This window comes from Mesorhizobium sp. LSJC280B00 (assembly GCF_000502835.1).
GTDB lineage: Bacteria > Pseudomonadota > Alphaproteobacteria > Rhizobiales > Rhizobiaceae > Mesorhizobium.
Genome location: NZ_AYVL01000006.1, coordinates 194202 through 221150, shown reverse-complemented (window position 1 = coordinate 221150; position 26949 = coordinate 194202). Strand labels below are relative to the sequence as shown.

The 26949-nt window shown below is 61.3% G+C and carries 26 protein-coding genes and 3 pseudogenes; 17 read left to right on the top strand and 12 right to left on the bottom strand.

Annotated elements, in window-relative coordinates:
- The 4 genes from guaA to X773_RS51470 form a co-directional block, all read left to right on the top strand.
- Positions 1–967: glutamine-hydrolyzing GMP synthase (gene guaA / locus X773_RS51485; RefSeq protein WP_023676212.1), on the top strand; the 967-nt coding region annotated here is incomplete at its 5' end.
- A gap of 331 nt (positions 968–1298) precedes the next feature.
- On the top strand, positions 1299–2231 hold the full coding sequence (locus X773_RS51480; protein ID WP_023676211.1) for an alpha/beta hydrolase: 933 nt from the start codon (positions 1299–1301) through the stop codon (positions 2229–2231).
- Positions 2232–2250: 19 nt separating this feature from the next.
- Entirely contained in the window at positions 2251–3198 is a 948-nt protein-coding gene (locus X773_RS51475) for a sigma-70 family RNA polymerase sigma factor (protein ID WP_198023550.1), read from the top strand.
- Between the two features lie 37 nt (positions 3199–3235).
- Positions 3236–3973: a GDSL-type esterase/lipase family protein gene (locus X773_RS51470; protein WP_023676209.1), complete on the top strand. Its 738-nt coding sequence runs from the start codon at positions 3236–3238 to the stop codon at positions 3971–3973.
- 578 nt (positions 3974–4551) lie between these two features.
- Here the strand turns inward: X773_RS51470 and X773_RS51460 are convergent.
- Positions 4552–4917: a VOC family protein gene (locus tag X773_RS51460; RefSeq protein ID WP_023676207.1), complete on the bottom strand. Its 366-nt coding sequence runs from the start codon at positions 4915–4917 to the stop codon at positions 4552–4554.
- A gap of 87 nt (positions 4918–5004) precedes the next feature.
- Between X773_RS51460 and X773_RS51455 the strand changes: the two genes are divergently transcribed.
- Entirely contained in the window at positions 5005–5661 is a 657-nt protein-coding gene (locus tag X773_RS51455) for a TetR/AcrR family transcriptional regulator (protein ID WP_023676206.1), read from the top strand.
- A 727-nt stretch (positions 5662–6388) separates the two neighbouring features.
- Here X773_RS51455 and X773_RS78070 read toward each other — a convergent pair.
- From X773_RS78070 to X773_RS51445, 3 genes and pseudogenes are all read right to left on the bottom strand, one after another.
- A pseudogene (locus X773_RS78070) lies at positions 6389–6619 on the bottom strand (hypothetical protein); the annotation flags it as partial.
- Positions 6612–7259 (bottom strand): TetR/AcrR family transcriptional regulator, encoded by a 648-nt coding sequence (locus X773_RS51450; RefSeq protein WP_023676205.1) that lies wholly within the window; start codon positions 7257–7259, stop codon positions 6612–6614. The gene X773_RS51450 and the pseudogene X773_RS78070, both read right to left, overlap by 8 nt.
- A gap of 101 nt (positions 7260–7360) precedes the next feature.
- Positions 7361–7549: a hypothetical protein gene (locus X773_RS51445; RefSeq protein WP_023676204.1), complete on the bottom strand. Its 189-nt coding sequence runs from the start codon at positions 7547–7549 to the stop codon at positions 7361–7363.
- On the opposite strand from X773_RS51445, the gene X773_RS51440 reads away from it, so the two are divergent.
- The gene (locus X773_RS51440; protein ID WP_023676203.1) at positions 7548–8441 is read left to right on the top strand and encodes an NAD(P)/FAD-dependent oxidoreductase; all 894 of its coding nucleotides are present in this window, start codon (positions 7548–7550) and stop codon (positions 8439–8441) included. The two genes, X773_RS51445 and X773_RS51440, sit on opposite strands and share 2 nt — an antisense overlap.
- Before the next feature lie 133 nt (positions 8442–8574).
- Positions 8575–9438, top strand: a complete 864-nt coding sequence (locus X773_RS51435; protein ID WP_023676202.1) for a class I SAM-dependent methyltransferase — start codon at positions 8575–8577, stop codon at positions 9436–9438.
- 896 nt (positions 9439–10334) lie between these two features.
- Here X773_RS51435 and X773_RS78065 read toward each other — a convergent pair.
- The 5 genes and pseudogenes from X773_RS78065 to X773_RS51415 form a co-directional block, all read right to left on the bottom strand.
- Positions 10335–10441 (bottom strand): annotated as a pseudogene (locus X773_RS78065) (alpha/beta hydrolase); the annotation flags it as partial.
- Complete coding sequence (locus tag X773_RS51430) at positions 10442–11254, bottom strand: SDR family oxidoreductase (RefSeq protein WP_023676200.1); 813 nt, start codon at positions 11252–11254, stop codon at positions 10442–10444.
- 36 nt (positions 11255–11290) lie between these two features.
- On the bottom strand, positions 11291–11797 hold the full coding sequence (locus X773_RS51425; RefSeq protein ID WP_023676199.1) for an SRPBCC domain-containing protein: 507 nt from the start codon (positions 11795–11797) through the stop codon (positions 11291–11293).
- Between the two features lie 3 nt (positions 11798–11800).
- Positions 11801–12430 carry an NADPH-dependent F420 reductase gene (locus X773_RS51420; RefSeq protein ID WP_280952096.1) on the bottom strand — a complete coding sequence of 210 codons (630 nt, stop codon included), beginning with the start codon at positions 12428–12430 and terminating at the stop codon, positions 11801–11803.
- A gap of 120 nt (positions 12431–12550) precedes the next feature.
- Positions 12551–13285, bottom strand: coding sequence for an SDR family oxidoreductase (locus tag X773_RS51415; protein WP_023676197.1), 735 nt, complete (start codon positions 13283–13285; stop codon positions 12551–12553).
- A gap of 268 nt (positions 13286–13553) precedes the next feature.
- On the opposite strand from X773_RS51415, the gene X773_RS51410 reads away from it, so the two are divergent.
- Positions 13554–14450, top strand: coding sequence for a LysR family transcriptional regulator (locus tag X773_RS51410; protein WP_023676196.1), 897 nt, complete (start codon positions 13554–13556; stop codon positions 14448–14450).
- A gap of 796 nt (positions 14451–15246) precedes the next feature.
- Positions 15247–15507 (top strand): annotated as a pseudogene (locus X773_RS79010) (hypothetical protein); the annotation flags it as partial.
- Positions 15508–15553: 46 nt separating this feature from the next.
- Here the strand turns inward: X773_RS79010 and X773_RS51400 are convergent.
- The 3 genes from X773_RS51400 to X773_RS51390 form a co-directional block, all read right to left on the bottom strand.
- Complete coding sequence (locus tag X773_RS51400; protein ID WP_023676194.1) at positions 15554–16099, bottom strand: dihydrofolate reductase family protein; 546 nt, start codon at positions 16097–16099, stop codon at positions 15554–15556.
- Between the two features lie 102 nt (positions 16100–16201).
- A complete protein-coding gene (locus X773_RS51395; protein ID WP_023676193.1) occupies positions 16202–16837 on the bottom strand; it encodes a dihydrofolate reductase family protein in 636 nt (211 codons plus the stop codon).
- Positions 16838–17152: 315 nt separating this feature from the next.
- Complete coding sequence (locus X773_RS51390; protein ID WP_023676192.1) at positions 17153–19219, bottom strand: N,N-dimethylformamidase beta subunit family domain-containing protein; 2067 nt, start codon at positions 19217–19219, stop codon at positions 17153–17155.
- A gap of 198 nt (positions 19220–19417) precedes the next feature.
- On the opposite strand from X773_RS51390, the gene X773_RS51385 reads away from it, so the two are divergent.
- The 8 genes from X773_RS51385 (at position 19418) to X773_RS0137665 (ending at position 26916) form a co-directional block, all read left to right on the top strand.
- Complete coding sequence (locus X773_RS51385) at positions 19418–20191, top strand: 3-oxoacyl-ACP reductase family protein (RefSeq protein WP_023676191.1); 774 nt, start codon at positions 19418–19420, stop codon at positions 20189–20191.
- Between the two features lie 80 nt (positions 20192–20271).
- On the top strand, positions 20272–21594 hold the full coding sequence (gene hisD, locus X773_RS51380; protein WP_023676190.1) for a histidinol dehydrogenase: 1323 nt from the start codon (positions 20272–20274) through the stop codon (positions 21592–21594).
- 15 nt (positions 21595–21609) lie between these two features.
- The gene (locus X773_RS51375; RefSeq protein ID WP_023676189.1) at positions 21610–22632 is read left to right on the top strand and encodes an alcohol dehydrogenase catalytic domain-containing protein; all 1023 of its coding nucleotides are present in this window, start codon (positions 21610–21612) and stop codon (positions 22630–22632) included.
- 31 nt (positions 22633–22663) lie between these two features.
- A complete protein-coding gene (gene hutC / locus X773_RS51370; protein WP_023676188.1) occupies positions 22664–23395 on the top strand; it encodes a histidine utilization repressor in 732 nt (243 codons plus the stop codon).
- 261 nt (positions 23396–23656) lie between these two features.
- On the top strand, positions 23657–24622 hold the full coding sequence (locus X773_RS51365) for an ABC transporter substrate-binding protein (RefSeq protein ID WP_245274677.1): 966 nt from the start codon (positions 23657–23659) through the stop codon (positions 24620–24622).
- Between the two features lie 97 nt (positions 24623–24719).
- On the top strand, positions 24720–25517 hold the full coding sequence (locus X773_RS51360; protein WP_156937326.1) for an ABC transporter permease: 798 nt from the start codon (positions 24720–24722) through the stop codon (positions 25515–25517).
- A gap of 10 nt (positions 25518–25527) precedes the next feature.
- The gene (locus X773_RS51355) at positions 25528–26310 is read left to right on the top strand and encodes an ABC transporter ATP-binding protein (RefSeq protein WP_023676185.1); all 783 of its coding nucleotides are present in this window, start codon (positions 25528–25530) and stop codon (positions 26308–26310) included.
- 165 nt (positions 26311–26475) lie between these two features.
- Positions 26476–26916 carry a YciI family protein gene (locus tag X773_RS0137665; protein WP_245274676.1) on the top strand — a complete coding sequence of 147 codons (441 nt, stop codon included), beginning with the start codon at positions 26476–26478 and terminating at the stop codon, positions 26914–26916.
- Positions 26917–26949 lie beyond the last annotated feature (33 nt).

Below are 26949 nucleotides of genomic sequence, written 5' to 3'. Positions count from 1 at the left end.
CGAAGGCGACTGGACGATGCGCGCCTACCGCGAGCACGCGGTCGAGACGATCCGCAAACAGGTCGGCAAGGGCAAGGTGATCTGCGCGCTGTCGGGCGGCGTCGATTCCTCGGTCGCGGCCTTGCTGATCCATGAGGCGGTCGGCGACCAGCTCACCTGCATCCTTGTCGACCACGGTCTGATGCGCAAGGACGAGGCATCAGGCGTGGTGGAGATGTTTCGCCAGCATTACAATCTGCCGCTGATCCTGGTCGACGCTTCGGACCGTTTCATCGGCGCGCTCGAGGGCGAGTCGGACCCCGAGAAGAAGCGCAAGACCATCGGGCGGCTGTTCATCGAAGTGTTCGAGGAGGAGGCCGAGAAGCTCGGCGGCGCCGATTTCCTGGCACAAGGCACCCTCTATCCCGACGTCATCGAAAGCGTCTCTTTCAGCGGCGGCCCGTCGGTGACCATCAAGTCGCATCACAATGTCGGTGGCTTGCCCGAACGCATGAACATGCAGCTGGTCGAGCCGCTGCGCGAATTGTTCAAGGACGAGGTGAGGGCGCTCGGCAAGGAGCTCGGCCTGCCCGACAGCTTCATTGGCCGGCATCCGTTCCCCGGTCCCGGTCTCGCCATCCGCTGTCCGGGCGGCATCACCCGCGAAAAGCTGGAGATCCTGCGCGAGGCCGACGCCATCTATCTCGACGAGATCCGCAAGGCCGGTCTCTACGACGCCATCTGGCAGGCCTTCGCCGTGCTGCTGCCGGTGCAGACCGTCGGCGTGATGGGCGACGGCCGCACCTACGAGTTCGTCTGCGCGCTGCGCGCCGTCACCTCGGTCGACGGCATGACGGCAGACTTCTACCATTACGACATGGCATTCCTGGGAGCAGCCGCCACCCGCATCATCAACGAGGTACGCGGCATCAACCGCGTGGTCTACGACGTGACGAGCAAGCCGCCAGGCACCATCGAGTGGGAGTGACGAGGAGTACTGCGGAGTAGAAGAGGATAGAGCAGCATGTTTAAGGCGATGTTGGCTCGGCGATAATAGTCAATAGTCCCAGCCCCCGGCCACCCGGCGACGGCATAGACGAAGCATCTGGCCGATCGGCGAATGTCTGGAACGAACGTCCCACAGAGAAGGGTGGAGCAGCCTAGCCTTGCTGGGTTTGACACCCGGGGTCCGCGGCAACTGCCACCGGCGAGGCGTTGCATCTGCCGGCCACGTATCCTTTCGCTGGGTTCATCCGTCTTAGCTGTTCATGGGCACGGTCATCCTTGACATCGCCCTCCTGGACGAATTGGAGCGTGACATGAACAGCAAGCAGAGCCTGGCGAACAAGATACACTACGAAACGCTTGCGGAGGCCTGGCGCAGCGGTCGAGAATCGCCACAGGAAGCATCCGAGTGGTCCGTTTTGACGGCAGAACCGGGCGGCGTCGATTACGTCGAGACCAACCTCGGCGACAAGACCGCGCTGTGGGTTCAGCCAAAAACGGCGGCCAAAGACCGGGTCATGCTTTACCTGCACGGCGGTGGCTATGTCGGCGGATCGATCTGGACCCATCGCAAGATGGTCGGACACCTTGCTAAGGCGATCGGCTGTTACGCTCTGCTCGCTACGTACGACTACGTTTTCCAGAGCAAGTTTCCGCGCCAAATCGAGCAGGCCGTGACCGCGTTCGAATGGCTCGCCGAGCAGGGTGTCGCGCCGAAGCACACCATAGCTGCAGGCGATTCCGCTGGTGCTGGCCTGATCGTTGCGGCGGCGATGAAACTCCGCGATGCGGGGCGGCCGCTGCCGGCCGCGATTCTCAGCATCTCTGGCTGGTATGATCTGTCGGCGAGCGGGCACTCCTACGAAAGCAACCGCGAGAAGGACGCCTTCTTCCAGAGGGCGGTCGTGGATATGCTGGTATCGCAAGTCCTTGCAGGGACCGATCCCCGGCATCCACTCGCCAGCCCGATCTTTGCCGATCTGAAGGGCCTGCCGCCGATCTATCTGCAAGTGGGTGGAGACGAAACCCTGCTCGACGACAGCCGAGCGCTTGCCGATCGCGCAAAGGCCGCCGGCGTCGAGGCGCGCCTGGACGTATTTCCGGGGATGCTGCACTCGTTCCAGATGATGGCTGGGCGCGCGCCCGAAGCCGACGACGCGATCGCGCGGTCGGCACAATGGGTTCGCCCCAAGCTTGGTCTGGCCGCAACCGCGGCAACACGCGCTGAAGGTCAGGAGGTCGCATGACTGGCAAATTGAAACCAAGATGTGGCAGCTGAAGGACATGCCCGAGCGACCGACCGGCCTGTTCGATGCGCGATATCGCGCCTTCCTCGAGACGGTGTCAGGCGTCCGCGCCCAACTGCATCGCTACTGCGCCCGCATGACGGGCTCACGCCTCGACGGTGAGGATCTCGTGCAGGAGACGCTGTTCGAGGCCTACACGAAGATTGAGACCCTCGACGATGCCCGCCGGCTGAAGCCCTGGCTGTTTCGCATCGCTCACAATCGCTGCATCGACTTTCTGAGGCGACGCGATGTGCGCGAGCGCGCGGAGCACGCCTATTCGGACGACATCGGCGTTGTCTCTGCAGAGCCGGCAGCGACCGATGCACGCCGCGCCATCGAACGGCTGGTTGGCCGCTTGCCGCCCAAGGAGCGCGCCTGCATCCTCCTGAAGGACGTGTTCGACTATTCGCTGGAAGAGACCGCAGAACTCGTGGACTCGACGGTTGGGGGCGTCAAATCCGCGCTCTCCCGCGGACGGGCGAAGCTCGCCGACTTGCCCCCTGAACCTGCCGGTGAACCGAACCGTCCGCTTGATCCCGACACCGCGCGGCTCTTGCAGCGCTATGTTGACCTCTTCAACCGCCATGACTGGGATGGCGTGCGGAGCCTCACCAGCGCCGATGCTCGGTTGCGGGTCGCCGACTGCTTCGACGGCCTGCTCAGAAGTTCTCCCTATTTCGTCGAATACGAGCGAAACCCGGAGACGTGGACCATGGTGTTGGGGGCGATCGACGGAGAGCCTGTCCTGATCGTGCTCTTCCAGCGAGGCGACCGGTGGCAGGTCGCGTGGCCGGTTCGTGTCCATGTCGCCGGTCGCGTCATCGATCGCATCGAAGATTATTATGCCTGTCCATGGATGTTGGAAAACGCCGCGGAATCCGACCTGAAACTCATGACTGGGCCAGCCGTTTTGGGAAGAGCATAAGGCGACGATTTCTCACTTCTGGCCTGGCGGAGTTACGATGGTGCGTCCTCAACGAAAAATCGTGGCGTGCCTCGGGTCGAGCAGCACGGCGGGCAAGGGCCAGGCATTCGATTGGATGGCGGAGCTCCGCCGGCGGCCGGGCAACGGGCAATTTGAGTTCCGGAATTTTGGCGTCGGCGGCGACTTGGCCTACAACGCGCTGCAGCGGTTGCCGGATGTGCTCGCCTGTCGTCCCGACAAGGTCATCGTCTGGGTCGGCGGGAATGATGTTCTCACGCTCGTGTCACGCAAAGTGCGGCGGTTCTTTACGTTTTGGAAGCGTCTGCCCCGCACGCCTTCGCCCGATTGGTTCCACGAGAATCTGGCCGAGATAGCACGCAGGCTGAAGCGCGAGACGGCGGCGGACATCGGCCTTTGCTCGCTCCCTCCGATAGGAGAAGCGCCGGATTCGGACGACCCGTTCCAGAGCGAGCTCAACCGGCGGATCAAGGAATATTCTGCGATCGTGGCGGCCATCGCGCACGAGGAACGCTGCGGCTATGTCCCGCTCCATGAGGCGCTCACCGAGGCGGTTCGCGCCTCGCCTGGCCGGGCCTACACGGCGTTCAACTTTCTTCCATTCTATCGCGATGCTTTTCGCGTACTGGTGCTGCGGCAGCGTCCGGATGATGTCGCCCGCGTAAATGGCTGGCTATTTCACACCGACGGCGTGCACTTGAACAGCCGGGCAGGGCTGATCGTGGCGGATCGCCTACAGAAATTCGTTCAGGCCTGAACCCTGAGCGGCAAGGCTGTATCCGATTTGCGCACCTATCTGAATGTCTTATCGCGCAGGCTGGCGGCCGGTTTATCGACCTAGCAACATCGCCACGCGCGATGCCAAAAGTTTAACGACGAACCCTAGAGGATAACCCCGGTGGCTCGGCACGTCGTCAGGAATGACATCGCTGTCCGACTTGAACTTAGTGCAAATCCGCAGCTGCAGTGGCGGGAGTTCTCCGTGAAACCGCGCTCTGTATGCCGAGACCCAATGCGGACCTCTATCGAAGTTCATTAACATCGCTGAATTGCAGCACATGGCGATGACCCTATTCGTGGCTGAAGTTTCCTTAAGCTTGTAACCCCTCAGCAATTCGGCCCCCTTGGAGCACTCGATGCGGTCCTTTCGATAGAGGATGTATGCGGTGCCGCCATCGGGATCGCGTATGGCGCCAGCACCTGGCAAAGCTTCGATCTGATCAGCTCCCTTCCGGCAGTCGTCGCAGTAGCAGGCACTGCTCACGATCGGCCTGCCAAAGGCTTTGAGTTCGACGCCACCGCAAGAGCAAGTTGCGGTCATGATAGGTGAGTGCGTCATCTGCTGGTGATCATCATGCGATTGCCCTCGCTGTCCCGAAATTCCGCGATCGTGCGCCCCGGTTGCCATGGCGCGGGGCGCGGTTCTGCTATGATCTCGGCGCCTCGCGATTTGAGTCTCTGAACGGTGACTTCGATTTCGTTGTCAACCAGCACGAGGACGGGCCCCTCAGATGGTGTTTCGTCCTTGCGCCTTAGGAAGTGGAGGGTGGTTTCGGCACCTGGAAATCCGAGTTCGATCCATCGCCACCCATCATTGCCCATTGGCTGATCGGCGACGACGCGGCAGTTCAGGTGATCGATGTAGAACGCCTTGGCGCGTTCCTGGTCGAACACCGGAAGCTCCGCGAACTGGATGTGCATTGTCGATCTCTCCCCATTGCATCTCGGTCCAAATCAAACTAGACGGTCCAGTACCATGAATCAATCGGCAGCGGACACGCCAGGAGCATGACCACGACGCGTTCAGCAGGTGTTTCAGAAGAACTCGAACCGCACGGCCGGTCGGCGAAAAAGCGGCGGGCCATCCTCGAGGCGGCGACAGAAGTGTTTCTGCAAAAGGGCTATCTGGCCACCAATATGGACGAGATCGCGGCGCTTGCGGCGGTGTCGAAACAGACCGTCTACAAGAATTTTCCGAACAAGGAGATGCTGTTCGTGGAGATCGTGAGCAGCGTGACCAATCGAGCCAGCGATAGGGTCCACAGTAAAATGCCCGAACTCGCCGAGGGCGAAGATATTGCCGATTATCTTCAGCGCTATGCGTACCGACAGCTTACCACTGTACTCACGCCGCGCGTCATGCAGCTGCGCCGTCTGGTGATCGGCGAGGTCGGCCGCTTCCCAGAACTGGCAAAGGCGCTCTTCGATGGCGGACCCGGGCGCGCAATTGCGGCGATGGCAGTGTTGTTCGAGCGCTTGGCTGATCGCGGCCTGCTTGCGATCGATGATCCGGCCGTCGCCGCTTCCCAGTTCAATTGGTTGATTATGGGCGAGCCATTGAACAGGGCCATGCTGTTGGGTGACGAGTCGATTCCGAAACCGGCGAAGCTTCGACGGCACGCCGCGGCCGGCGTACGGGTGTTCCTTGCGTCATACGGCAAGTGAGGCACGCCACGGCGACGAGCGAATGCCGGGCGCTACCGTGCGGACCGTTCGGCCGTGTTTGACGGTCCTTTTTTTGGTCCCCAGTGGGTCGCGGCTTGTTGCGGCGCGGCTGTCGAAAATCGACCGATTGTTGTCGATAGTCGCCGAAACCGAGCCGATCCCGAATCGCCGAAATTCCCTTTTGAAATCAAGAGCGCAGATTTCTGACGAATCGCAGAGTCGGTTCTTTAGGGCGTGCAGAAAAGTTTGTGCTGCCGCGTCAACGCGTTACCATGGCTCAAAACGATCGAGTGGGAGTGAGGGAAACGGCGATGATAGGCGGCTCTAGCGTAGAATTTCGCAGAAAATACAATGATTTGCGGGCAGGGCAGACTGCTAGCCAGGGCACATTATCAATGGAATTGACAAACCTATCAAGCCATTGAAATCGTTAAGTTTATCGGAGCGCCTGGCGCGGCTCGCAGCTTGTAGCAGATCACTCTGACGGTACTTTTGACGGTGCTTTTGTATCCGACAGAGCATTCTAAAAAGTACCGTCATTCCTTTTTAGGGTTTGACGGTACTTTTCTGTGTGTCAACGCTTTGAAATATATAACGAAAATTACCCGTAGCATGACATTTCCGCGCTGACGGTACTTTAGTTATCGACATACATAGTTTCAGCTTTGGCTGCGGTACCGATCGATGTTCCGGACCCGATCGCATATCGTCGGATGGCACCGTCGCATCACCTATCAAATGTTGTCCCGACTGCTGCCGGATCTGCGATGGAGAGAAGCGTCGACCGCATCCAGGCGGGAGCTTGGACCGCGGTAGATGCGAGCGTCTTTTTATCGTTGGGAGAAAGATGAGGTGCCGCGATCTGTGCAAGCTCGGCCGCGCGCGCCGGCCCAATATGACGAAGCGCCTGGACGACGGTCCCGGCCAAGCTGCCCGGAGCAATCAAATGCTTATCCGCCCGCGTGGTCGTTGCCACCGTGCGCGGCGATGAACATGGCGACGGCCGACCGGCAATAGGATTCGATTTCGTTGTCGTCCTCTGCTCTCGCCTGATCGAAGTGTGCGATAATCAGGAGATCGGATCCTTTGAAAAGCGCGGCAAACAAGCGGGCGGACCGGAGAGGATCGGGCACGTTCAGAACCGCCTTCGCGTGCAACTGACGCAACAGGGCCTCGATTTGGGCGATGACATGGGCGGGGCCGGCTTCGTATTGGAGCTTGCTTAACGACTTTTGATTCGTCTTGTCGGCCATGATCATGGCTTCGACACTGCGGACGTCCGAGCTCAACAGCGTGCGAAGCAGGGATGATCCCACCGCCATGAGCTGATCTTCGGCCGAACCGTCGACGCCTTCAAAAAGGGCCTGTGGTGCAAACTGATGGCAGCGGGCCGCGATGGCCGCGCTGAACAGCGCCTCCTTGTTCTCGAAGTGCCGATAGATGCTGAGCTTGGATATCTTCGCCCGCTGGGCGACCTTGTCTAATGTCGTCGCTTGAAAACCCAATTCCACAAAGAGTTCGCACGCGGCGTCGACTATCGTTTGGCCAAGCGCCTCGTTGGCGGGCCGGCCGCGCCGGCCCTGGCTGTTTTCGGTCACGACAATTCCAGTACTTGACAGTATCCTAATTCTTGCATTACGATACCATGTAGTATCTGAAATGTGCAAGCCAATGGATAGGTTTCAACCTGTCCTCCAAATCAAGTTTCCCCGGGCCGCCCGGCGATATCGAATGCGGCATTGTCCGGCCGGTCAACACAGTGATGGGCGACTTTCTCGTCGATGCCGAAGCCCTGCTCGCTGCCCGTCTCGAGCGCGTATCGCTGGACGATATTTCGCGCCAGGCCCGGCCCAACCCCCTCCATCCACAACACGGAGCTTATCACCATGGATGACGTCATCATCATCGGCGGCAGCTTTGCCGGTCTCGCCGGCGCCCTGCAGCTCGGCCGTGCCCGCCGCAAGGTCACCGTTCTCGATACCGGCCTGCCGCGCAATCGCTTCGCCGGCCACTCGCATGGCCTGCTCGGTCACGATCACAAGCCACCGCTGGACATCCTGGCCGAGGCGCGGCAGCAGCTGGCGCGTTATCCCACGATCAGGCTGGTCAGTGCCCGGGCCGACAGCGTCTCCGGCGCCATCGACGATTTCTCCGTCCTCATTGGCGATGGCGAAAGCCTTGGGGCGCGGCGCCTGATCCTGAGCTATGGCGTCGCCGACCAGATGCCTGATGTTCCGGGCTTTGCCGAAAGCTGGGGCACGTCCATCGTACCCTGCCCCTATTGCGACGGCTTTGAAGTCGCCGGCCAGCATTGGGGCCTCGTCTGGTCCGGCCCGCAGTCGCATACTTATGTCAGGCTGTACCACGATTGGACCGACACGTTGACGCTCTTCGCCGATGGTCACGACATTCCACCCGATATCCGGGCCGATCTGGCGCGCCGCAACATACCTGTCGTCGATGGCCGGATCACCGAGATCGCCCATCACGGGGGCCATATCGCCACCGTCAATCTCGATACCGGCCGCAATGTCGCGGTCGACATCCTGTTCGCCCATCCGCGCAACAAGCCGTCCGCAAGCCTGCATGAATCACTGGGCCTCGCCACGGTCGATACGTCCCTCGGCATCGTCCTCAAGGTCGACGAGCGCCGCGAAACCAGCATTCCCGGCATCTACGCCGCCGGCGACCTCGCCAACCCCCTCATGGCCTCGGTCACCACGGCATCATCGCACGGCGCGATGGCGGGCATCTTCTCCCAGCAGTCGATGCTGGTTTGAGAGCACAGATTCCCTTCTCCGGTTGCCGCGGGCTATCATATTCTGAAGGTTGCGGGCCGGTGCCACGGAACGCGGGCCCCCTCTCCCCTGAGGGGAGAGCCTAGCAAAGAAAGAATCAGAACAAGGATATGGCATGGCAGAGAAAAATGTTTATCAGGTAGCCGACTGGAATGGCCAAAGCGGGGAGCGCTGGGTCGCTTACCAGGCCCGGCTCGATGCCATGATGGCGGTGTTCGGCCAGGCCGCGATCGAAGCCGCCGCGCCCGCCACGGGCGAACGCGTGCTGGACGTCGGCTGCGGCGCGGGGGCGTCTAGTCTGGATCTGGCCGCCCGCGTCGGCGCGGGGGGCCATGTGCTAGGCGTGGACATATCCGAACCGCTGATCGGCAGAGCGCGCGCGCTAGCGCCGCAGGATACGCCGGCCCTGTTCCAGGTGGCCGACGCCAGCAGCACCGCGTTGCCCGAGGGCGCGTTCGACATCCTGTTCTCGCGCTTCGGAGTGATGTTCTTTGACGATCCTACGGCGGCGTTCGCTCATATGCGCCGTGCGCTCAAGCCGGGCGCGCGGGTCGCTTTCGTCTGCTGGCGCGGCATGGCCGAGAACGATTGGGTGCGCTTGCCGATGGGCGCGATCAAGGGCATCGTCCCGCCGACGGCGCCGCCCGATCCCGAAGCGCCCGGCCCGTTCTCGTTTGGCGACCAGGGGCGGGTGGCGCGTATTTTAACGGCGGCTGGCTTCACCGATGTCGCTATCGCGCCATTCGATGCCTCCATCCCGTTCGGCGAGGGGGGGACGCGGGACGCGGCGATCGACGACGCGGTGGAGATGACACTCGAGGTCGGCCCGCTGTCGCGCGCTCTCGCTGATCAGCCCGACGACATCCGCGCCCGCGCCTCGGCCGCGGTTCGTGCCGCCTTCGCGGGCCTCCCCGGCGAGCGGTCGGTGATGATCGACGGCGCGGCGTGGATCGTCATGGCACGCAATCCGGCAAGCTGACAGGGATTAACAGGGGAGACGCCCCCGCTCGGTGGAGCGGGGCGTCTTTGGCCGGTCAGATTGATGTCCCTTCTGGCTTGGAAGCCGCCATTAGCGAGCTAGAGGCTTTGATGGCGGGGTACAGCGTTTGCACGACACTCGAAAACGTTGGTGCACGTGCTTACGGAGCACGTAGCGGGTACGACGTCCGCACGCGATGTATTCGAGGCTGCACAGAACGCCGCCAAGGCGTAAGTCCGGGACGGATCAAGGCATGAGAGGAACTGCGTGTCGTTCAGGCTCTTGCGAGCCGTGACGGTCTTTTTGCCGACGGGATCGTGAAGGCACAGCTAAAGAATGTCGAAAATCGACCAATCGATGCCGATAGTCGCTGAAACCGAGCAGATTTTGAATCGCCGAAATTCTCCTTTGAATTCAAGAGCGCAAATTTCTGACGGATCGGGGAGACGGTTCTTCATTGCGTGCAGAAAGAATTTGTGCAGGGAATTCAATGCGTTACGATCACTTAAAACAATCGAGTGGGAATGAGGTTGGAGTACTGTCGGATATATTCGGAAATTGTTGGTCAACGATAGGAGGCGATAGTTCGCGGGCGATTCTGCAAGAACAAGCAGCCGTTTTGCAGGTCGGCGATAGACCTTCGATTATGTGTAGAGAGGCTCAAAGGGATCGATACACCGCGCCGTCCACAGCACATGCTTTGGATTGGGGTTGGAGCGCCGATCCAATTCCTCGGACAATAGACATTATGTTCCGTGGATTTGTATCATGGTCTAAGCCCCGGGGCGGGACCAACGAGACGAGCGCACGGCCGCCGAGCACAGCGGGGACGGCGCCGTAGCTGAATACGTTCTCGTGCCTCGCATAGTTTCAGAGTGCTCCCGCAATGCGTGGACCGTGCGCATGCCGTGCGCCAGATCCCTGTAGACTTAAGCGTGCCATGCTTCAGCAGCTTGGCCGACAGCGGACCCGAGTTGGCGAACGGAACAATTTGGTCGTCCTGCTACGCGACGAAGCGGACCACGCCACCATCCACCCGCAAAGCCGCGCCGGTGGTCGCCGAAGCCTGCTCCGAGCATGTGTAGATGATCATGTTGGCCACCTCATCGGTGGTCGCGAAGCGGTGGATGAGGCTCGTCGGACGCATCGCCTGCAGGAAGCCCTGCTCGGCTTCGTGCTGCGTGATTCCATTTGCGTCAGCCTGTTTCGCCATGAAGTTGCCCAGGATCTCAGAGCGGGTAGGTCCCGGCAGGACGGCGTTGACGGTGACGCCCGTGCCCGCGACCGCCTCGGCAAGCCCGCGTGAGACCGCGAGTTGAGCGGTCTTGGTCATGCCATAGTCGAGCATTTCCTTAGGGATGTTGACTGCGGATTCGCTACTTATGAACACGACGCGGCCCCAGCCTTTCGCCACCATCCGCGGCAGGTAATGACGGCTCGCGCGCACGCCACTCATTACGTTCAACTGGAAGAGGTCAAGCCAGTCCTCATCGGGGATATTTGCGATATCCTCGACGCCGTTGTAGCTCCGGATGTGTGCTGTACCGACGTTGTTCACAAGGATATCGGCGTCTGGCGCATGCGCGATCAAGGCCTTTGCCCCCTCCGCTGTCGCAAGATCAGCGGCGATACCCGAGATGTCGCTGCCGGGGAAGGCCTGCCGCATCTGCCGCACCGCCTCATCGACCCGAGCGTTTCCACGGCCGTTGACGACGACCGATGCACCGGCACGCGCCAACCCCTCCGCCGTCGCGCGGCCGATACCGGCGGTGGATCCGGTAACAATGGCCTTGCGGCCTTGGAGTTCGATATTCATCTCATTCATCTCCAAAAAATTAAATAGGAAGCGCAATCAATCCACTGTCGTCTTCGCTGTTTCCGCCTCCGCTGCGTGGGCGAGGCTTTCGACCCAGTCTTGGTGATACCGGTAGAGTGCGCCGGGATGTTTGCGCCCGAGCTCATCGAGGAAGAAGGGGCCCTGCTGCGTTTCCTCAGTCAGCACATGGCAGCCATGGTCCGTAGGCGTGATGACCCAGCCATGGTATGCGCTTGAGCCGGTCTCGTCGCCATCAACTGTCGTCGCCCATGCGAGCCTGCGAAGGGGCTCGCATTCCGTCACGACCAGACTCATCGGAAATCCAACCGTCACACGGCTGTATCGCGTTCCGAGCGCCAGTTCCGGCTCCCCCGTCAGAATCTTGACCTGATCCTCGGCGGGAAAGTAGCTCGACCAATTCTCGGCTTCGACGAGCAGCTTCCAGACCGCTTCAGGCGGCGCCTTCACGTCAATGTCGTTGAGTGCGTAGATGGCCGACGTTTTCGGATCATATCGCTTGGGCCAAGTCACATGGTCGTACATCGATTACTGCTCCTTCTTGAACAAATCCTGGAAGATGAGCTGGCCCCAAGTGCGGCCGCGTGCCTGCACCAGCGCGCCACCCTCGTTGAGCTTTCCCAGCTTGACGGGTGCGAACCCAAGTTGTTTGGCCAAGGCCGCCACGGGAGCGGTCGCGTCCTCGTCGTCGCTCGACAGAAAGACGACACGGTGCCCGCCCTGGACGATCGGATCGGCAGCCAGGGTGGCCGCAACCAGATGATTGAACCCTTTGACGAGCTTGGCGCCGGTGAACGCCTTCGCGACGAAGGCGGAGGACGGGAGACCGTCCAGCTCTTCAGGGACTGGAAACGCGTTCATCGCGTCGATGACTATCTTGCCTTCCCAGCTCGGCAGAGCCTTCGCAACCTCGCGATGCTCCCCGAACGGGACCGCCAAGATGATTGTGTCGGCCTCGAGTGCATCCCGCAGCGACTTGGCGACGACCGTGGGTCCAATCGCCCGAGCCTGCGGCGCCAACGCCTCGGGCGGCCGGCGGCTCGCGACGGCCACGTCGATGTTTTTACGGGCGAAGGCGTGGGCGAGGGCCTGGCCTATCTTACCGAATCCTACAATTGCGTAGCTCATAATGCTTCTCCGATCCGTGTTGGTATTGATTCCCCGGCCTTCAACGGCGCTGGGTTATTCGTTCCGCTGTGTGGCGACCTTTGCGTGGTCGTTCCACCATGGACACGCTAGTTCCCGCCGGTCAGCCGCTTCCCGCGATCCGGCGCGATTTCAGATGGCCGAGAAGCCGCCATCGACGGACAACTCCACCCCATTCACGAAGCTCGAATCGTCGGAAGCAAGAAACAGCGCGGCCGTCGCAATTTCCTCAGGACGCCCCATCTTTCCCCGCGGGATCAGGGATTCGAACATCTGCTTCGCCTCCTCGGTCAGAACTTGGTCCTGCATCGGTGTGGCGATCGGCCCCGGGTGCAGCACGTTCACCCGGATATTCCTGCCCTTGAGTTCGTTGAGCCACCCGCGTGCGAATGCGTGCAGCGCCGCCTTGCTCGCCGCATACACGCTGTAACCAGGAAAACCTTTCACCGAAGCAACTGACCCGGTCATGAAGATCGATCCGCCATCGTTGAACAGCGGCAACGCCTTCTGAACCGTAAACAGCGTGCCGCGCGTATTCAGGCCGAAGGCCGCATCGAAGTGCTGCTCGGTAATCTCGCCCAGTGGGACGGCTTCGCCCGTGCCGGCGCTCGCGTACAGGACGTCGATCCTGCCCTTTTCCCGCTTGACTGTATCGAACAGGCGGTCGAGGTCGTCGAGATTGGCCGCGTCGCCGCGCACGCCGGTCACGTTCCGGCCGATCAGCTTGACGGCCTCGTCCAGCGCCTCCTGTCTCCGGCCCGTGATGAAAACATAGGCGCCTTCTTCAACGAACCGCTTGGCGCTCGCCAGCGCCATGCCGCTCGATCCACCCGTGATGACTGCAACCTTACCCTCAAGCTTTCCCATGACTTCTCCTTTCGTGGTGTCGGGACGGCATCTGCCTCCGAGAACCTCGAAATGGGTCCGCCGGCGTCAGTTGTTGAGTGCGGAAGCGCGCACATCGGTGGTGCGAAATCGATCCGGCTGGACGACTGACGCCAGCCGCGACGATCGGCGTCCGCCGTTCGGAATTGAGCCGCGCTCGTCGACATAGGCTATGATGACCGCCCGTACTGCTGTTCGATGTGTTAGATACGGGCTTTGGAAGGCGCACCGCGCGGTGCCGGATTGCACCATGATCGACTGGGATGACGTTCGCTACTTTCTTGCCGTCGCGCGCGGAGGCTCGGTGCGGGCCGCTGCCGAGCGCCTCGGTGTGAACCACTCGACCGTGCTGCGACGCGTCGCCCAGCTCGAGGAACGCCTCGGGGTGCAGATGTTCGAAAAGCTGCCTTCGGGCTACCGCCTGACGGCTGCGGGCGAGGAGGTCCTCGAGTTCGCGGACCAGATGGAAGTGTCGTCGCACCTGCTGGAGACGCGCGTCTTCGGGCGCGACCAGAGCGTGCGCGGGCTTCTGCGGGTGACGCTGGCACCGCCCCTCGCGACACACCTGCTCATGCCGGACTTCGCCGATTTCGCGCGTCTGCATCCGGACATCGAGATGGAAATCTTGTCGTCCGGCGAGCTGGCAAATCTGACCAACCGAGAGGCCGACGTCGCGATCCGCGTCGTCTACGACCGCAAAACCCTGCCGCTCAATCTTCATGGCCTGAAGGGACCGGAGGTGTTCGGCGGCGTCTATATGTCCTGTGATCGACTAGCCGCGTGGCGTGCGGGCGCGCCTGATCCCATCCGGTGGATCGTCATAAGCATTCATGGAATTCCGGAATGGGCCAGCGAGGGTGAGGTTCGCACCACGGGGGTTCCCTTCAGGACCACGGACGCCGAGGCGCAGATCGTTGCTGTACGGCAAGGGCTCGGGATCACGACACTGCCCTGCTTCGTCGGCGATGCCGACCCCCTACTGGTGAGGGTGCCGGGCACCGACCTGCACATGTACGGAACGCTCTGGCTTCTCACACAGGGGGAGACACGCAAGACGAAGCGCGTACGGCTCTTCACGGAGTTCGTATCCCGCAGGCTCGCCGCGTACGCGCCGCTTCTCGCGGGGCTGTCCATATCGCGCGACTGACGCCTGGCAGGTCGCCGATGGCGCTGTCTCGAGCGTACCGCTGTAGAAGGGCCATTCTCGGCGTTGAAAAACAATTGCTCTTTGAAGACTGTGGCGCGTACAGCTATTTCGAAATCCATGATTGGTATGAGAAGCTTTGCCCGAGCACCGCGCCGCACGAATGATGACGCGCAGCGCAACCAAATTGGGGAGGATTCAAAATATTGGTATGCGATGCTTGATTGTCACGGCTCATCCACTCAATCCAAGCCTTTGCCAAACGCTTTCGAACGCAGCTATCGACACCCTGATGGATGCGAAGCACCAGTGCCGACATGTTGATCTGTATCGATCTGGCTTCTTCCCGGCTCTTACACCGGCGGAGCGCGCGAGCTACTATTCCGGATTCGAGACTACAGAGGTAGCTAAAGAGATTGAGGATCTTCTCTGGGCCGAGACTATCGTCTTGATTTTTCCCACGTGGTGGTTCGGACCTCCAGCTATATTGAAGGGCTGATTCGACAGGGTATGGGTGCCTGGTATTGCATACCATCACGCAGCCGATCTTGGTGCCATACAACCGCGACTTCGCCAGTTAAGGAAGGTGGTTGCAATAACAACTTTGGGCTCACCTTGGTGGGTCGATTGGCTGATCCTCAGGCGGCCAGTGCGGCGTGTTCTCAAGACAGCTATTCTGAATACCTGTGCTCCTCAAGCCTCGCTTACGTTCCTTTCATTTTACAAGGTTGAAAGTCTGCCTAGGCAAGGTGTCGATGCTGCGATAAATCGCATTAGATCAATGCTACAGCGTCTATAGCTAAGCCCCGTCACAATGCTCCTTTTCCTTGAAGGGCGCAGGTAGAGCAATGCCCGTGGGGACAGCGCGGCTCGTGACCGCTGCCCTTATCGGTATGTACGCGCATCACCATCGGTAGATGGCGGCACCGCGGATATCTACCGTCACGACATGGCATTCCTGGGCGCAGCCGCCACCGGCATCATCAACGAGGTGCGCGGCATCAACCGCGTCGTCTATGACGTGACGAGCAAACCGCCAGGCACCATCGAGTGGGAATGAGCTCAAATTCGGTCCGACGGACGTTAGGGTGTCGGGTGGGTTGTGATCAGGCGGGAACGTACGTCACTCTGATCGCGTCCTCGCCAACCCGGTCGCTGGCCACGAGACGCAGCGGCGGCCGCGGGCCGGCGAAGAATGGCTTGCCGCGACCAAGCACGATGGGACGGAAGTAGAGCCGGTACTCATCGATAAGGCCAAGCTCGGTCAGACTACCCGCAAGCTCCGGTCCGGCGACTTCGATCTCGCCCTCGTGTTCGGCTTTAAGCGCCCTAACGAACCCTTTGAGATCGTCGTCCACCAGCGTGGCGTTCGGCCCGACCGACTTCAGGGTGCGAGAGACGACCCATTTCGGCTGCGCCCGCCAGGCCGCCGCAAAGTCGCGCCCGACCTGGTCCTGTCCCGACTGATCCTCGTCCCAATAGCGCATTACCTCGTACATGCGCCGGCCGTAGAGGCTGCCGGCGATCCCGCGCACATGGGCGTTGAAGTGGCGATGGAGCGCCTCTCCGGGCATCGGCAGCCCGGGCCCGCCCTCGGCGCCAGCGACATAGCCGTCGAGCGACTGCATCATTCCGAATACAAGCTTCGCCATGCACAGGCTCCTATCGATCGACGACGATCCGAAGGGATCGCATTCATTTATACCTCGCCCTCACTTCGTCGGTTCGTTGGTTGCACACATTCTCTGACGTGTTCACGTTGGCCGGTAAATCTGCGCCACCGCGCCCCCCGGGAAGGCTTTCGAGCTCACCAGCTTGAGAGACATCGGCGCGACCAGTTCGGAGAACAGCGGCAGGCCTTTGCCCAGCGCCACGGGGGCCACCGTCAGGGCGAGCTGGTCGACCAGTCCTTGGGCGACGAGACTGCGGGCGAAGCTCACTCCGCCGTGGGCGATGATCGGCTTGCCCTCTTGGGCTTTCAACTTCGCGACTTCCTCCGCCAAGTCACCGCTCGCCACATAGGCCTCCGCCCAACTTTCACCACCGGGCTGCAACTTCGCCGGCTGTCCGGTTCCCGCGTTGACGGCGCGAGCCTCATCGAGCGCCGCCGACTTGCTCACCTCCCTCAGGATCTCCGGTCCCCGTCGTGAGAAGACGGCCTTGGGGATCTGGTTCATCGGCGCCGCGAACTGGTCGCAGGAGATCGGCCACCAGGCGGCCATGTCACGGAAGCTGCGGCTGCCCATGATGTGCAGGCTCGAGTTCCATATGAACTCTACGCCCCAGGCCTTCGCCTCTTGATCGGCGCCGAACATCCATGTGTTTCGGCCATCCAGGTCACTCACGAAGCCGTCGATCGATATGGACATCTTCAAGATCAGGTCTCTCATCGCTTCTTCCTTGCGCTGGTGAGACCCAAGGACGGGCCAGATCGGTCAGTTCCGACAATTCGTTGCGGGATAGTCCGACAACGCTTGCGCGCCGCCGAAGAAGGGATACCTAGCTTCCTTGCCTGGTCGGCGAGGGTGTCGTTGATGCCGCGCCAAATTCTGGTTCAGCGCCGTTTGTCAAAGCAGCGCACCTGAAGGTTGCGGCTGAGGCAACTGCCGTCCGCCAGGTGGCGAGAGACATGTGAGACGAAGCCGGTGCACGCCGACTGATTTGATTCCCAAAACCGGATACGGGTCTTTCCGTAACGGCGCCAATCAGCTTATCCATTTTTCTCGGCCGGGTTCTCCTTTCGTGGCACCGAGGCGGGTAAGCAGATTGAGCGTGATCCTGCCGACATCGTTCATGGCGCCTGCGGCTGGCAGCGCGCCGCACCAGGCAACCGAGCTTGCGGAAAAGATCAAGCCGCCTGCTGCGAGCTTTCGCAGGGTCATTTCGGCGCAGCGGCGGGCGATGCGTTGCCTATCCCCGCCCTCATACCAGCGCGTCGGATCCTGGAAGAAGCTGTCGGGAAATCCCGTCGCCCGCGCGATCACGACGGTGTCAGCGGAAGTGCCGAGGGCTGGATCCGTCGCATCCACTTCGTAGCCCGCGGCACCGCCCAGCACGATGCCGTCGGTGCCGAAGGTCGCATTTTCAACGCCTTCGAACAGCCATGCGCATCCTGCTTCATGGCTTTCCTCAGTGCGCGTGAAGGGGCGTGCGCCATCGAAACCCATCAGTGAGATCGCGCCACCGATCAGCGTGAATTCGCCTCGGCCGCGGCAACGGAGATAGCCGCCTGGTTCGTTGGTGATCGACAGCGCCTGTTCGGCGACCGGGCCGTCCCAGGTTCGGCCGGCCTCCAGCGGCGAGCGCCGCAACTCCATCAGATCGTCCTTGAAAGCCACAGTGGCAGCAAAGCCGTTTCCGCCGAGATAGGCGATGCTGCCGCCTTCGGCCACAAACTGCCGCAGCGCCTGCTCCATCTCGATCGACATATATTCGGGATGACTGCCGGTGACGACGGCTTGATGTCGACGCAAACCGTCTATGCCGCATTCGTGCAAATCGTGATCGGTCATGACGTCAAACACGATTCCATTGTCGTGGCAGAATCGGAGGAAGTGCAGATCGACCGGCAAATTGTGTGGGCAGCCGCAGAGCGGATAATCGTAATCGTCCCTGAGCGTCACTTTCGGCTTTTTGTAGGAGCAGATGGAAACACCGCTAAGGTCGGAATGGTAGTCGTAAAGGGATTTCAGATTGTTGGAGATCGCGAAGCGATGTCCCCGGTCGTCGCCTTTCCATTCATAAAGATGATCCGGGAGATATTCGTCCGCATAAGCGAGATAGGTGGCCGTCGGCACGAGATACAACAGCGGCGACGAAACCTGTGAAGAGGTGACGAAGAACACCACGCGTTCGTAGCCACCCTCCCATTCGACCTGGAACGCGTAGACGCCTGGGTGTGCGTTTTCGGGGATCGTCGCGCGGTGCGAGACCGGCCACCCAAGCGGGCCGATGTCGTCGTCGTGGCAATGGATAGCGTCGTAGTGCGACGGCACCAAGCGAGGCTCGAAGCTCGATCCGTCCCAGCGTGCCGAAGTCACGCAGAAGGCTGGCTGATTGATCACGTCGAGGAGCAACGGATCTGCTCCGCCCGACGACAGGATCGGCTGCGTTGGTAACAGCGTCGGGAAATCCCAGGCAATGGTCCCCTGTGGGGTGTCGAGCCGGATCGCAGCAAATTTCGCGTTGAGAGTAGGTTCGTGGTTGGTGGCACTTGCGCCGAAATGGATGTCGTGCGCCTGGAGGGTCCGCTCAGGGCTGGCAAAACCTTCGTGGAGTTCGTAAGGCGCGAGACGGTCATGGGATTTGATGCGCAGGCGCAACTGCTCCTGCCGCAGGTCCAACTCGACAGTGAGCCACACACCAGTTGGCGCCTTCTTCTCGACAAGGGTTTCGCCGCCGATTTCCACGACAAATGCGCCGTCGCGGAGGCGCAGCCCGAGGGCGCCTGCCTCCAGGATCGTGCGCGCACCTTCGTTGCGCGTGAGGAACAGCTCAAAACGTATGCCGTGGACGGCTTGTACTTTGGCCAGTTCGCCGGCTCGCACGAACAGGAACGACCCTTGGTCGAAATGCCGACGCCGTGCTTCACCTACCGTTTCGATGGGCCAGGCGAGAAATTCCGGAGCCGGCTTGTCGAGCCGGCAAATTCGTGTGGCCTTTATCGGCCGATCGCATGACAGGCTGAGCTTGATCCGCTGGCCTGCTTTGGCACTCCAGGGGGTGGTATAGCCAACCACGCTCATCGCGTCGTGGTCTACTGCGCGCTTCATCTATCCCTCCCGATGAACTCCAGATGGGCTGGGGCGAACCGCGTAGTCCGGTCCGATGTCGGCCAATGCGCTGCCGCTCTGACAAGCAAAGTTCCGCATGGCGCACTACAGCCATGATGTACATGCTTGTATAGATAAGCTGCATTCGGATAGTCTCGACGCGATCGGTCCAAGCGCGACATTACCAAGGAGGATGACATGCGCAACGCATCTCTCTTCGATCTGTCAGGCAGGAAGGCGCTTGTAACCGGCGCAAGCCGTGGCATCGGGCGCAGCATCGCCGAGGCGCTCAGCGCGGCCGGCGCCGACGTCGCGGTCACGGCGCGCAGCGTGGCCTCGCTCGAGAAGACGATGGCCGCCATCCGCACCGCCGGCGGGGTCGCGCACGCCATCGCCCTGGACGTCACCGATGTCGACCGCTGCCTGGCGGCGACAGCCGAGGCCGGCAGCCTGCTCGGAGGTCTCGATATTCTCGTCAACAATGCAGGTACGGAAGAGGTCCGGCCTTCACTCGATGTCGACGAGGTCTTGTGGGACAGGATTGTCGATACGAATCTCAAAGGCGCCTTCTTCTGCGCCCAAGCCGCCGCGCGGCAGATGAGAGACGCCGGACGGCCCGGCGTCATTATCAATCTCTGCTCGCTGACCTCCGAGGTTGGGGTTCCCACGGCGGTGCCGTACGGCTCGTCGAAATCAGGCCTCCTCGGCATGACGCGGGCGCTTGCAGCGGAGTGGGCCGATCTCGGGATCCGGGTCAACGCCATTGCGCCTGGCTATTTCAGGACAGCGATGACAGACGTGTTCTACAGCAACGAGGCATGGCAGCAATCGATGCTCGCCAAGATTCCGCAGCGCCGTTTTGGTGATCTCTCGGACCTGCACGGAATCGCGGTGTTCCTCGCTTCGGATGCGGCAGCCTACATAACCGGCCAGTCCATTCCCGTGGATGGAGGCTTTCTCGCATCGATTTGAAGGCTTCAGGGGCCGGAGACGTGTCCCAGAAGTGATCGACAAGCGCTAATCGTAATTGCGTTCTAAGAAAAGGAGCCGCCATGTCTGACGTCAGCTTCCACCGCCTGTCATCCCTCAGTGTCGATCAGCGGGCCAGTTTACTGAAACGCGCCGAAGGAGATCTGTCTTCCTTCATCGAAAAGGTCCGTCCAATCATCCAGGCCGTCAAGGATGAAGGTGACGCGGCATTGCTCCGGTTTGCACGCGAACTCGACAAAGCCGATGTTGCCGACGGTGGACTGAAAGTTTCGGAAGCGGAGTTCGACGCGGCATTCGACAAGGTCGAGAAGGATGTCGTGGAGAGTATCCGGTTCGGCATCGAGAACATAATGCATTTCCACGAGGAGCAGCGCCCGGAAACGATGTGGCTCAAGGAAGTTCGGCCGGGCGCCTATGCGGGCGACCGATACACACCGATTGCTTCCGTTGCGCTTTATGTTCCGCGCGGCAAAGGCGCCTTTCCCTCGGTGACGATGATGACCTCGGTTCCGGCGGTGATTGCCGGGGTTCCCCAGATCGCGATCGTGACGCCTGCGACTTCGGATGGTTCCGTCGACGCCGCGACGCTGGTTGCTGCCCGCCTCGCCGGCGTGGAGACCGTGTACAAGTGCGGCGGCGCCCATGCGGTCGCCGCCGTCGCCTATGGAACCGAGACCGTGAAGCCTGCCGTCAAGATCGTCGGGCCGGGGAGCCCGTGGGTGGTGGCGGCAAAGAGCGTGTTGTCCCCGATCATCAACACAGGTCTGCCCGCCGGTCCTTCCGAAGCGATCATTTTTGCCGATCACAGCGTCGACGGCGGCCTGGCTGCTCTTGACCTGTTGATCGAGGCCGAGCACGGGCCGGATTCCTCGGCCTACCTGGTGACGCACAGCCGCAAGGTCGCCGAAGCCGCGTTGATTGCGATACCGGAACACTGGTCCCGGATGAGCGAACAGCGTGTGGAGTTCTCACGCGCGGTGCTGACTGGGAAGCGCGGCGGCATCGTGCTGACCGAGTCGCTGGAGGACAGCTACCGCTTCATCAACGACTATGCGCCGGAGCACCTCGAGATTCTGTCAACGGAGCCATTTGCGCATCTCGGACGTATCACGGAAGCTGCCGAGATCCTCATGGGTCCGCATACGCCGGTGACCCTCGCCAACTTCGTCCTGGGACCCAATGCGGTGCTGCCGACCAGCCGGTGGGCGCGAACCTTTGGACCGCTTTCCGTGACGGATTTCGTCAAGAGATCGTCGGTCGGCTATGTGACCTCGGCGGCCTATCCGGAACTCGCCCTGCATGCCCGCAGGCTCGCCCGCTACGAAGGATTCAGCTCGCATGAGAACGCGGTTTCGGAGATCCGCGATCGCTATCTCGCCGGCTGAGCGGAAACGATGACGATGAGGGCGGCGCGACTCCATGGACCCGGCGACTTGCGCGTCGAGGATATCGCCGCGCCAGGCGCTCCCGAGCCGGGCTGGGTGAAGCTGAGGGTCGATGCCGCAGGCATTTGCGGTTCCGATCTCCACAACTTCCGCACGGGCCAATGGATAAGCCGATCGCCTTCGACGGCTGGCCATGAGCTGACAGGCACGGTGATCGCCATCGGCGAGGGCGTGGACACCGTCGCTGTTGGCGACCGCGTGGTCGCCGATTCCCGTTTCTGGTGTGGAGAATGCGCGCAATGCCATGCAGGCAGGCGGCATCTTTGCACGTCGCTGGGCTTTGTCGGCGAGATATGCGACGGCGGATTTGCCGAACAGGCGGTCCTGCCCGCACGCCTGCTGCACGTCGTCGATGCCGCGCTTGACGAACGGGTCGCGGCGATGGCCGAGCCGCTGGCTGTAGCGTTGCACGCAGTGCGGCGTCTGCCGAAAACGGCCGGCTCCGTTCTTGTCGTCGGCTGCGGGACTATCGGCGGGCTTGCCGCACTGCTGCTTTCCCGGACATTCGCAGGTACCGTGCTCGTCGCCGATCGCAACCCTGGCCGCTGCGCCCGCGTGGCGCGTGTGACCGGCGCCAGCATCGTCGATTTGAACCGGGACGCCATTGCCGCCGCCACCGCGGATGCCCCCTTGCTCGCTGCCGTCGAAGCAACCGGCAGCGTCGCAGCACTCGGCCAGTTGCTCGGCGTTCTCGATGCCGGCGGCACCGTTGCGATGGTCGGCATATTCCATGGCCGCCTCGATATCGATCCCAACATCCTGGTTGAACGCGAAATAGCATTGCTGGGATGCCACGCCTTTGCCGATGAGCTTCCCGACGCCATTCGGATGCTCGGCGAATTGACCGAGCCCATGGTCGAACTGATCGACCGCGAGATCGGCCTGGATGATGTTCCCGCAGCCTATGAGCGGCTGTTGGCGGGGCAGGGTGACGGCTTGAAAACGATCGTCCGGATGCGGTGTGCCGGGCGCGTGTGATTTCCGAACCTTGCCGGAAAGGATTTTTGAAATGATAACTTTGCCCGACACCGCCAGCCCTCTTTACGAGAAGGTCAAGGACTACATCCTGACGAACATCGGAACGGGGCGATGGAGCAAGGACCGCAAGCTGCCTTCCGAAAATGAATTCGTGGCGACACTCGGCGTGTCTCGGATGACGGTCCATCGTGCCTTGCGGGAGTTGACCTCTGCGGGTTTTCTGATCCGGCTCCAGGGCGTCGGCACATTCATCGCGCCACCTCGACCGCAATCCGCACTGATCGAGATCAACAACATCGCGGCGGAAATTGTCGCGCGGGGAAACAGGCATCGCTCCGAGGTTATCGTCCTCGAAAAGATCATGCCGACAAAGGAGCTCGCGCTTTCGTTCGAGTTTGCAAAGCGCGTGTCGGTCTATCATTCCATCGTCGTTAACTTCGAGAACGACCTGCCTGTGCAACTGGAAGAGCGCTTCGTCAACCCGGGCCTGATACCCGACTATGACAAGCAGGATTTTTCCAGGACAGCGACCTACGACTATCTCATGCAGAAAACCCCGGTGACGGAGGTCGAGCACATCATCTCGGCGACCCCTGCCGATGCCGAGACGGCGCGGTATCTGGGCATCGACGTCGGCAGCTGCTGCCTGTTTCTGCATCGCCGGACATGGACGGGCGCCGTCGTTGCCACGATCAGCAAGCTGACTTACGTTGGCAGCCGCTACTCGCTTGGCAGTCGATATTCTCCATCCAAAAAAACCTGATCGCAGTGAAGCGAATCAGAGTCGGAAGGAGGGGGCTAACTTGTATATGCATGTATGTATTTAGCCTTGACATCCGCTGTTGCTGACGTTGAAGTGTCGTCGCACTTTCGTTGAACGAACAGCTAAGATGCCGAGGCACGGTGCCGCAAGGGCAGAAGCCCGCATTCTCACCAGGCCGGATGTTTGGTTCAAAAAAGCGGCCTGATCATCAAGGGGAACAAGATGATGCGTAACCTAGCAGGACAATTTCGGGCACTCGTTATGGCTGCTGCCGTCGGGTTTGCCCCGGCGGTCTACGCGGCCGACACGACAATTCCGGCGACGCCTGAGGCAGGAACATTCAAGATCGGCATCGAGCCATGGCTTGGCTACGGCCAGTGGCACGTCGCCGAAGCCAAGGGTCTGTTCAAGGCAAGCGGGCTGTCCGACGTACAGATCGTGAACTTCGCCGAGGACAAGGACATCAACGCCGCCCTGGCGAGCGGCCAGCTCGATGCCGCCAACATCGCGACCCACACGGCTATGGGCATGGTAGCGGCCGGCCTGCCGGTGAAGATCGTGCTTCTGCTCGACGTCAGCATGACGGCGGACGCCATGATCGCCGGCAAGGACATCGCCTCCGTCGCCGACCTCAAGGGCAAACAGGTCGCTTTTGAGGAAGGCACGACGAGCGACATCCTGCTCAAATACGCGCTCGCCAAGAATGGCATGTCCATCGCCGATGTCCAGCCGGTTCCAATGCCGGCGGCGGATGCCGGCAGTGCGTTGATCGCCGGCCAGGTCCCGGTGGCGGTGACCTATGAGCCCTATCTCACCGCGGCCAGGGCACAGAACAAGGACGTCAAGCTGCTCTTCACCGCAGGCGAAGATCCCGGCCTGATCAGCGACGTGTTCGTGGTGCGCGATGAGGTGATCAAGTCGCGTCCCGGCCAGGTGCTTGCCATGATCAAAACCTGGGATGCGGCCCTGAAGGCTTACAATGCCGACACGCCCGACGGCCGGGCGATCATCTCCAAGGCAGTCGGTTCGAGCGTCGAAGACCTCAACACCGCCTTTGATGGCGTGCGTTACTATACTCTCGCCGAAAACAAGGATGCGCTGACGGGCGAATTTTCCACCAAGACATTCGCCGATGTCGAGGCAGCCGCCAAGAACGCCGGGCTGCTTCAGGCGGACGTGACGCCGGAGCAGATGATCGACCCGTCATTCGTCAAGGCCGCGAAATGACGAGGGCCGGCTCGCGGTGGTGACGCAAATGTCCGAGCAGCGTGCGACCAAGCCAAGCCCGTCTCACGCAGCGCCGGGGCCGGTGATCAAACAGCCGATGCGCCGTCGCCGATCCTCCGGGATCGGCGCGCCCATCGCACGCTCGCGCTTCCTGATGATAGCAGTGGCGGTTTTTGCCGGCCTCGGTCTCGCCTGGTGGGCGGCAACGGGGCTGGGGCTGGTAAAGCCGATTTTCCTGCCCTCGCCGGGGAGCGTGGTGACCCAGCTCGGCAAGCTCTCGGGTGACGGCACGCTGTGGCTGGATGTCAGAGCCTCGATATACCGTATTTCCATTGGCTTCCTCATCGCCTCGGCATTGGCGATTCCGATTGGCGTGCTGATCGGCAGCTTCAGGACCTGGGAAGCGGCGATCGAGCCGCTTGTGGATTTTATCCGCTACATGCCGGTGGTCGCTTTCGTGCCCCTCTCCATCCTGTGGTCGGGGACCGGCGATGCCCAGAAGTTCCTGATCATCTTCATCGGCACCTTCTTTCAGCAGGTGCTGATGATCATGGACAATGTGAAGCGGGTTCCCGCTGATTTCATTGGCCTTGGCAGGACACTCGGCCTGCCGGATCGCAGGATCCTGACGCGCATTGTGGTTCCCAGCGCCTTGCCAGGCATCTGGGATACGTTACGCATCAGTCTCGGCTGGGCATGGACCTGGCTGGTGTTGGCGGAACTTGTCGCGGCGACATCAGGCCTCGGCTACCGCATCACCGTGTCCCAACGCTATTTCCAGACAAACACCATCATCGGCTACATCCTGCTACTGGGCGTGCTTGGCCTCATTACCGACCAGGTCATGAAGGCACTGGGAAAAGTGCTGTTCCGGCAGGAGGGCCACGTGCAATGAGGCCGGGCCGATGAGTTTGCCCAAATTGGGGATCAAAGGTCTCCACAAGAGCTTCGGCACGGGCGCGCGGCGCACGGAAGTGCTGCGCGATATCAATCTCGATCTTGCCGACAACGAGTTCGTCTCGCTGGTGGGCACGTCGGGTTGCGGCAAGAGCACGCTGCTGTCGATCGTTGCCGGACTGCAGGATTTCGACGCGGGAGATCTTGCCATCGATGGCGCGCCGATCCTGCAGCCGGGCCTCGACCGCGGCGTCGTCTTCCAGTCCTACACCCTGCTTCCCTGGCTGACGGCGCAGCAGAACATCGAGTTCGCGCTCAAGGCCGCGGGTCATGATCGCGCGACCTGCCGCAGGATAGCACGCGAGCATCTCGATCTGGTCAAGCTCCCGCACAGCGCCAATCGCTATCCGTCTGAGCTTTCTGGCGGCATGAAGCAACGGGTGGCCATAGCGCGTGCCCTTTCCTATCGACCCAAAATGCTTCTGATGGACGAGCCCTTTGGCGCGCTCGATGCCTTGACCAGGCATCAGATGCAGGAACTCCTGACGCAGATCTGGGAGGAGCACAGGCTCACCGTGCTCTTCGTCACCCATGATGTGGAAGAAGCCGTCTACCTGTCGGACCGCATCGTCGTGATGGGGATCGGCCCGGGACGCATCATGCAGACCTTCAATGTCGACATCGAGCGCCCGCGCCGGGAAGAGGTCATGGAAACCCCGGCCTTCATGGATTTGCAGCGCAGCGTACACAAGGCGATCCGCGAGGCTTCAAAACGTCCCGAAATGGTTTAGGCGGGCCACTCAATTACTTACAATCGGCGACCACCGTTGCGCCCAATCTCGATATCGCGCCATCGCGATTCCTGACCAGGGGAGCCGCGATCGGCGGCTTTCTCCTCAACCTCGAAAAAAATTTGCAGGACAATGTCGATTTCCTAAACTCCGTTCGTCGTTTCGATGCCGGCCGGTGAGTCCGGCTCAACAAGGAGACAGACGATGCGTGTGATGGTGCTCGTGAAGGCTACCGAGGACAGCGAAAAGGGCTTTGTCCCCACGCCCGAGGCGAAGGAGGCGATGGAGGCGATGGGCAGGTTCAACGACGAGCTGCGCAATGCCGGCATCTTGCTCGACGCCGATGGCCTCAAGCCCTCCTCGCAGGGCAAGCGCGTTGCGTTCGATGGTCCCCGCCGGACGGTCATCGACGGGCCTTTCGCCGAGACCCGCGAACTGGTCGCCGGCTTTTGGCTCTGGGAAGTCAAGGACATGGACGAGGCTGTCGCCTGGGTGAAGCGCTGCCCCAATCCCATGCCCGGACCGAGCGAGATTGAAATCCGGCCGCTGTACGAGATGGCTGATTGGCAATGGGAATCTGACGCCGGAGGTCACGGAAATCCATGACCGGACGCGCGAGAAGCTCAGCGGCAACTGAAC

Coding starts and splice junctions, on each gene's coding strand:
- X773_RS51375 (WP_023676189.1), top strand. CDS start 21,610: ATGAGGGCGGCGCGACTCCATGGACCCGGCGACTTGCGCGTCGAGGAT.
- X773_RS51430 (WP_023676200.1), bottom strand. CDS start 11,254: ATGAATATCGAACTCCAAGGCCGCAAGGCCATTGTTACCGGATCCACC.
- X773_RS51365 (WP_245274677.1), top strand. CDS start 23,657: ATGGCTGCTGCCGTCGGGTTTGCCCCGGCGGTCTACGCGGCCGACACG.
- hisD (WP_023676190.1), top strand. CDS start 20,272: ATGTCTGACGTCAGCTTCCACCGCCTGTCATCCCTCAGTGTCGATCAG.
- X773_RS51410 (WP_023676196.1), top strand. CDS start 13,554: ATGATCGACTGGGATGACGTTCGCTACTTTCTTGCCGTCGCGCGCGGA.
- X773_RS51395 (WP_023676193.1), bottom strand. CDS start 16,837: ATGAGAGACCTGATCTTGAAGATGTCCATATCGATCGACGGCTTCGTG.
- X773_RS51445 (WP_023676204.1), bottom strand. CDS start 7,549: ATGGTGATAAGCTCCGTGTTGTGGATGGAGGGGGTTGGGCCGGGCCTG.
- X773_RS51435 (WP_023676202.1), top strand. CDS start 8,575: ATGGCAGAGAAAAATGTTTATCAGGTAGCCGACTGGAATGGCCAAAGC.
- X773_RS51355 (WP_023676185.1), top strand. CDS start 25,528: ATGAGTTTGCCCAAATTGGGGATCAAAGGTCTCCACAAGAGCTTCGGC.
- X773_RS51480 (WP_023676211.1), top strand. CDS start 1,299: ATGAACAGCAAGCAGAGCCTGGCGAACAAGATACACTACGAAACGCTT.
- X773_RS51460 (WP_023676207.1), bottom strand. CDS start 4,917: ATGCACATCCAGTTCGCGGAGCTTCCGGTGTTCGACCAGGAACGCGCC.
- X773_RS51385 (WP_023676191.1), top strand. CDS start 19,418: ATGCGCAACGCATCTCTCTTCGATCTGTCAGGCAGGAAGGCGCTTGTA.
- X773_RS51390 (WP_023676192.1), bottom strand. CDS start 19,219: ATGAAGCGCGCAGTAGACCACGACGCGATGAGCGTGGTTGGCTATACC.
- X773_RS51475 (WP_198023550.1), top strand. CDS start 2,251: ATGTGGCAGCTGAAGGACATGCCCGAGCGACCGACCGGCCTGTTCGAT.
- X773_RS0137665 (WP_245274676.1), top strand. CDS start 26,476: ATGCCGGCCGGTGAGTCCGGCTCAACAAGGAGACAGACGATGCGTGTG.
- X773_RS51440 (WP_023676203.1), top strand. CDS start 7,548: ATGGATGACGTCATCATCATCGGCGGCAGCTTTGCCGGTCTCGCCGGC.
- X773_RS51415 (WP_023676197.1), bottom strand. CDS start 13,285: ATGGGAAAGCTTGAGGGTAAGGTTGCAGTCATCACGGGTGGATCGAGC.
- X773_RS51400 (WP_023676194.1), bottom strand. CDS start 16,099: ATGGCGAAGCTTGTATTCGGAATGATGCAGTCGCTCGACGGCTATGTC.
- X773_RS51470 (WP_023676209.1), top strand. CDS start 3,236: ATGGTGCGTCCTCAACGAAAAATCGTGGCGTGCCTCGGGTCGAGCAGC.
- X773_RS51425 (WP_023676199.1), bottom strand. CDS start 11,797: ATGTACGACCATGTGACTTGGCCCAAGCGATATGATCCGAAAACGTCG.
- hutC (WP_023676188.1), top strand. CDS start 22,664: ATGATAACTTTGCCCGACACCGCCAGCCCTCTTTACGAGAAGGTCAAG.
- X773_RS51360 (WP_156937326.1), top strand. CDS start 24,720: ATGCGCCGTCGCCGATCCTCCGGGATCGGCGCGCCCATCGCACGCTCG.
- X773_RS51455 (WP_023676206.1), top strand. CDS start 5,005: ATGACCACGACGCGTTCAGCAGGTGTTTCAGAAGAACTCGAACCGCAC.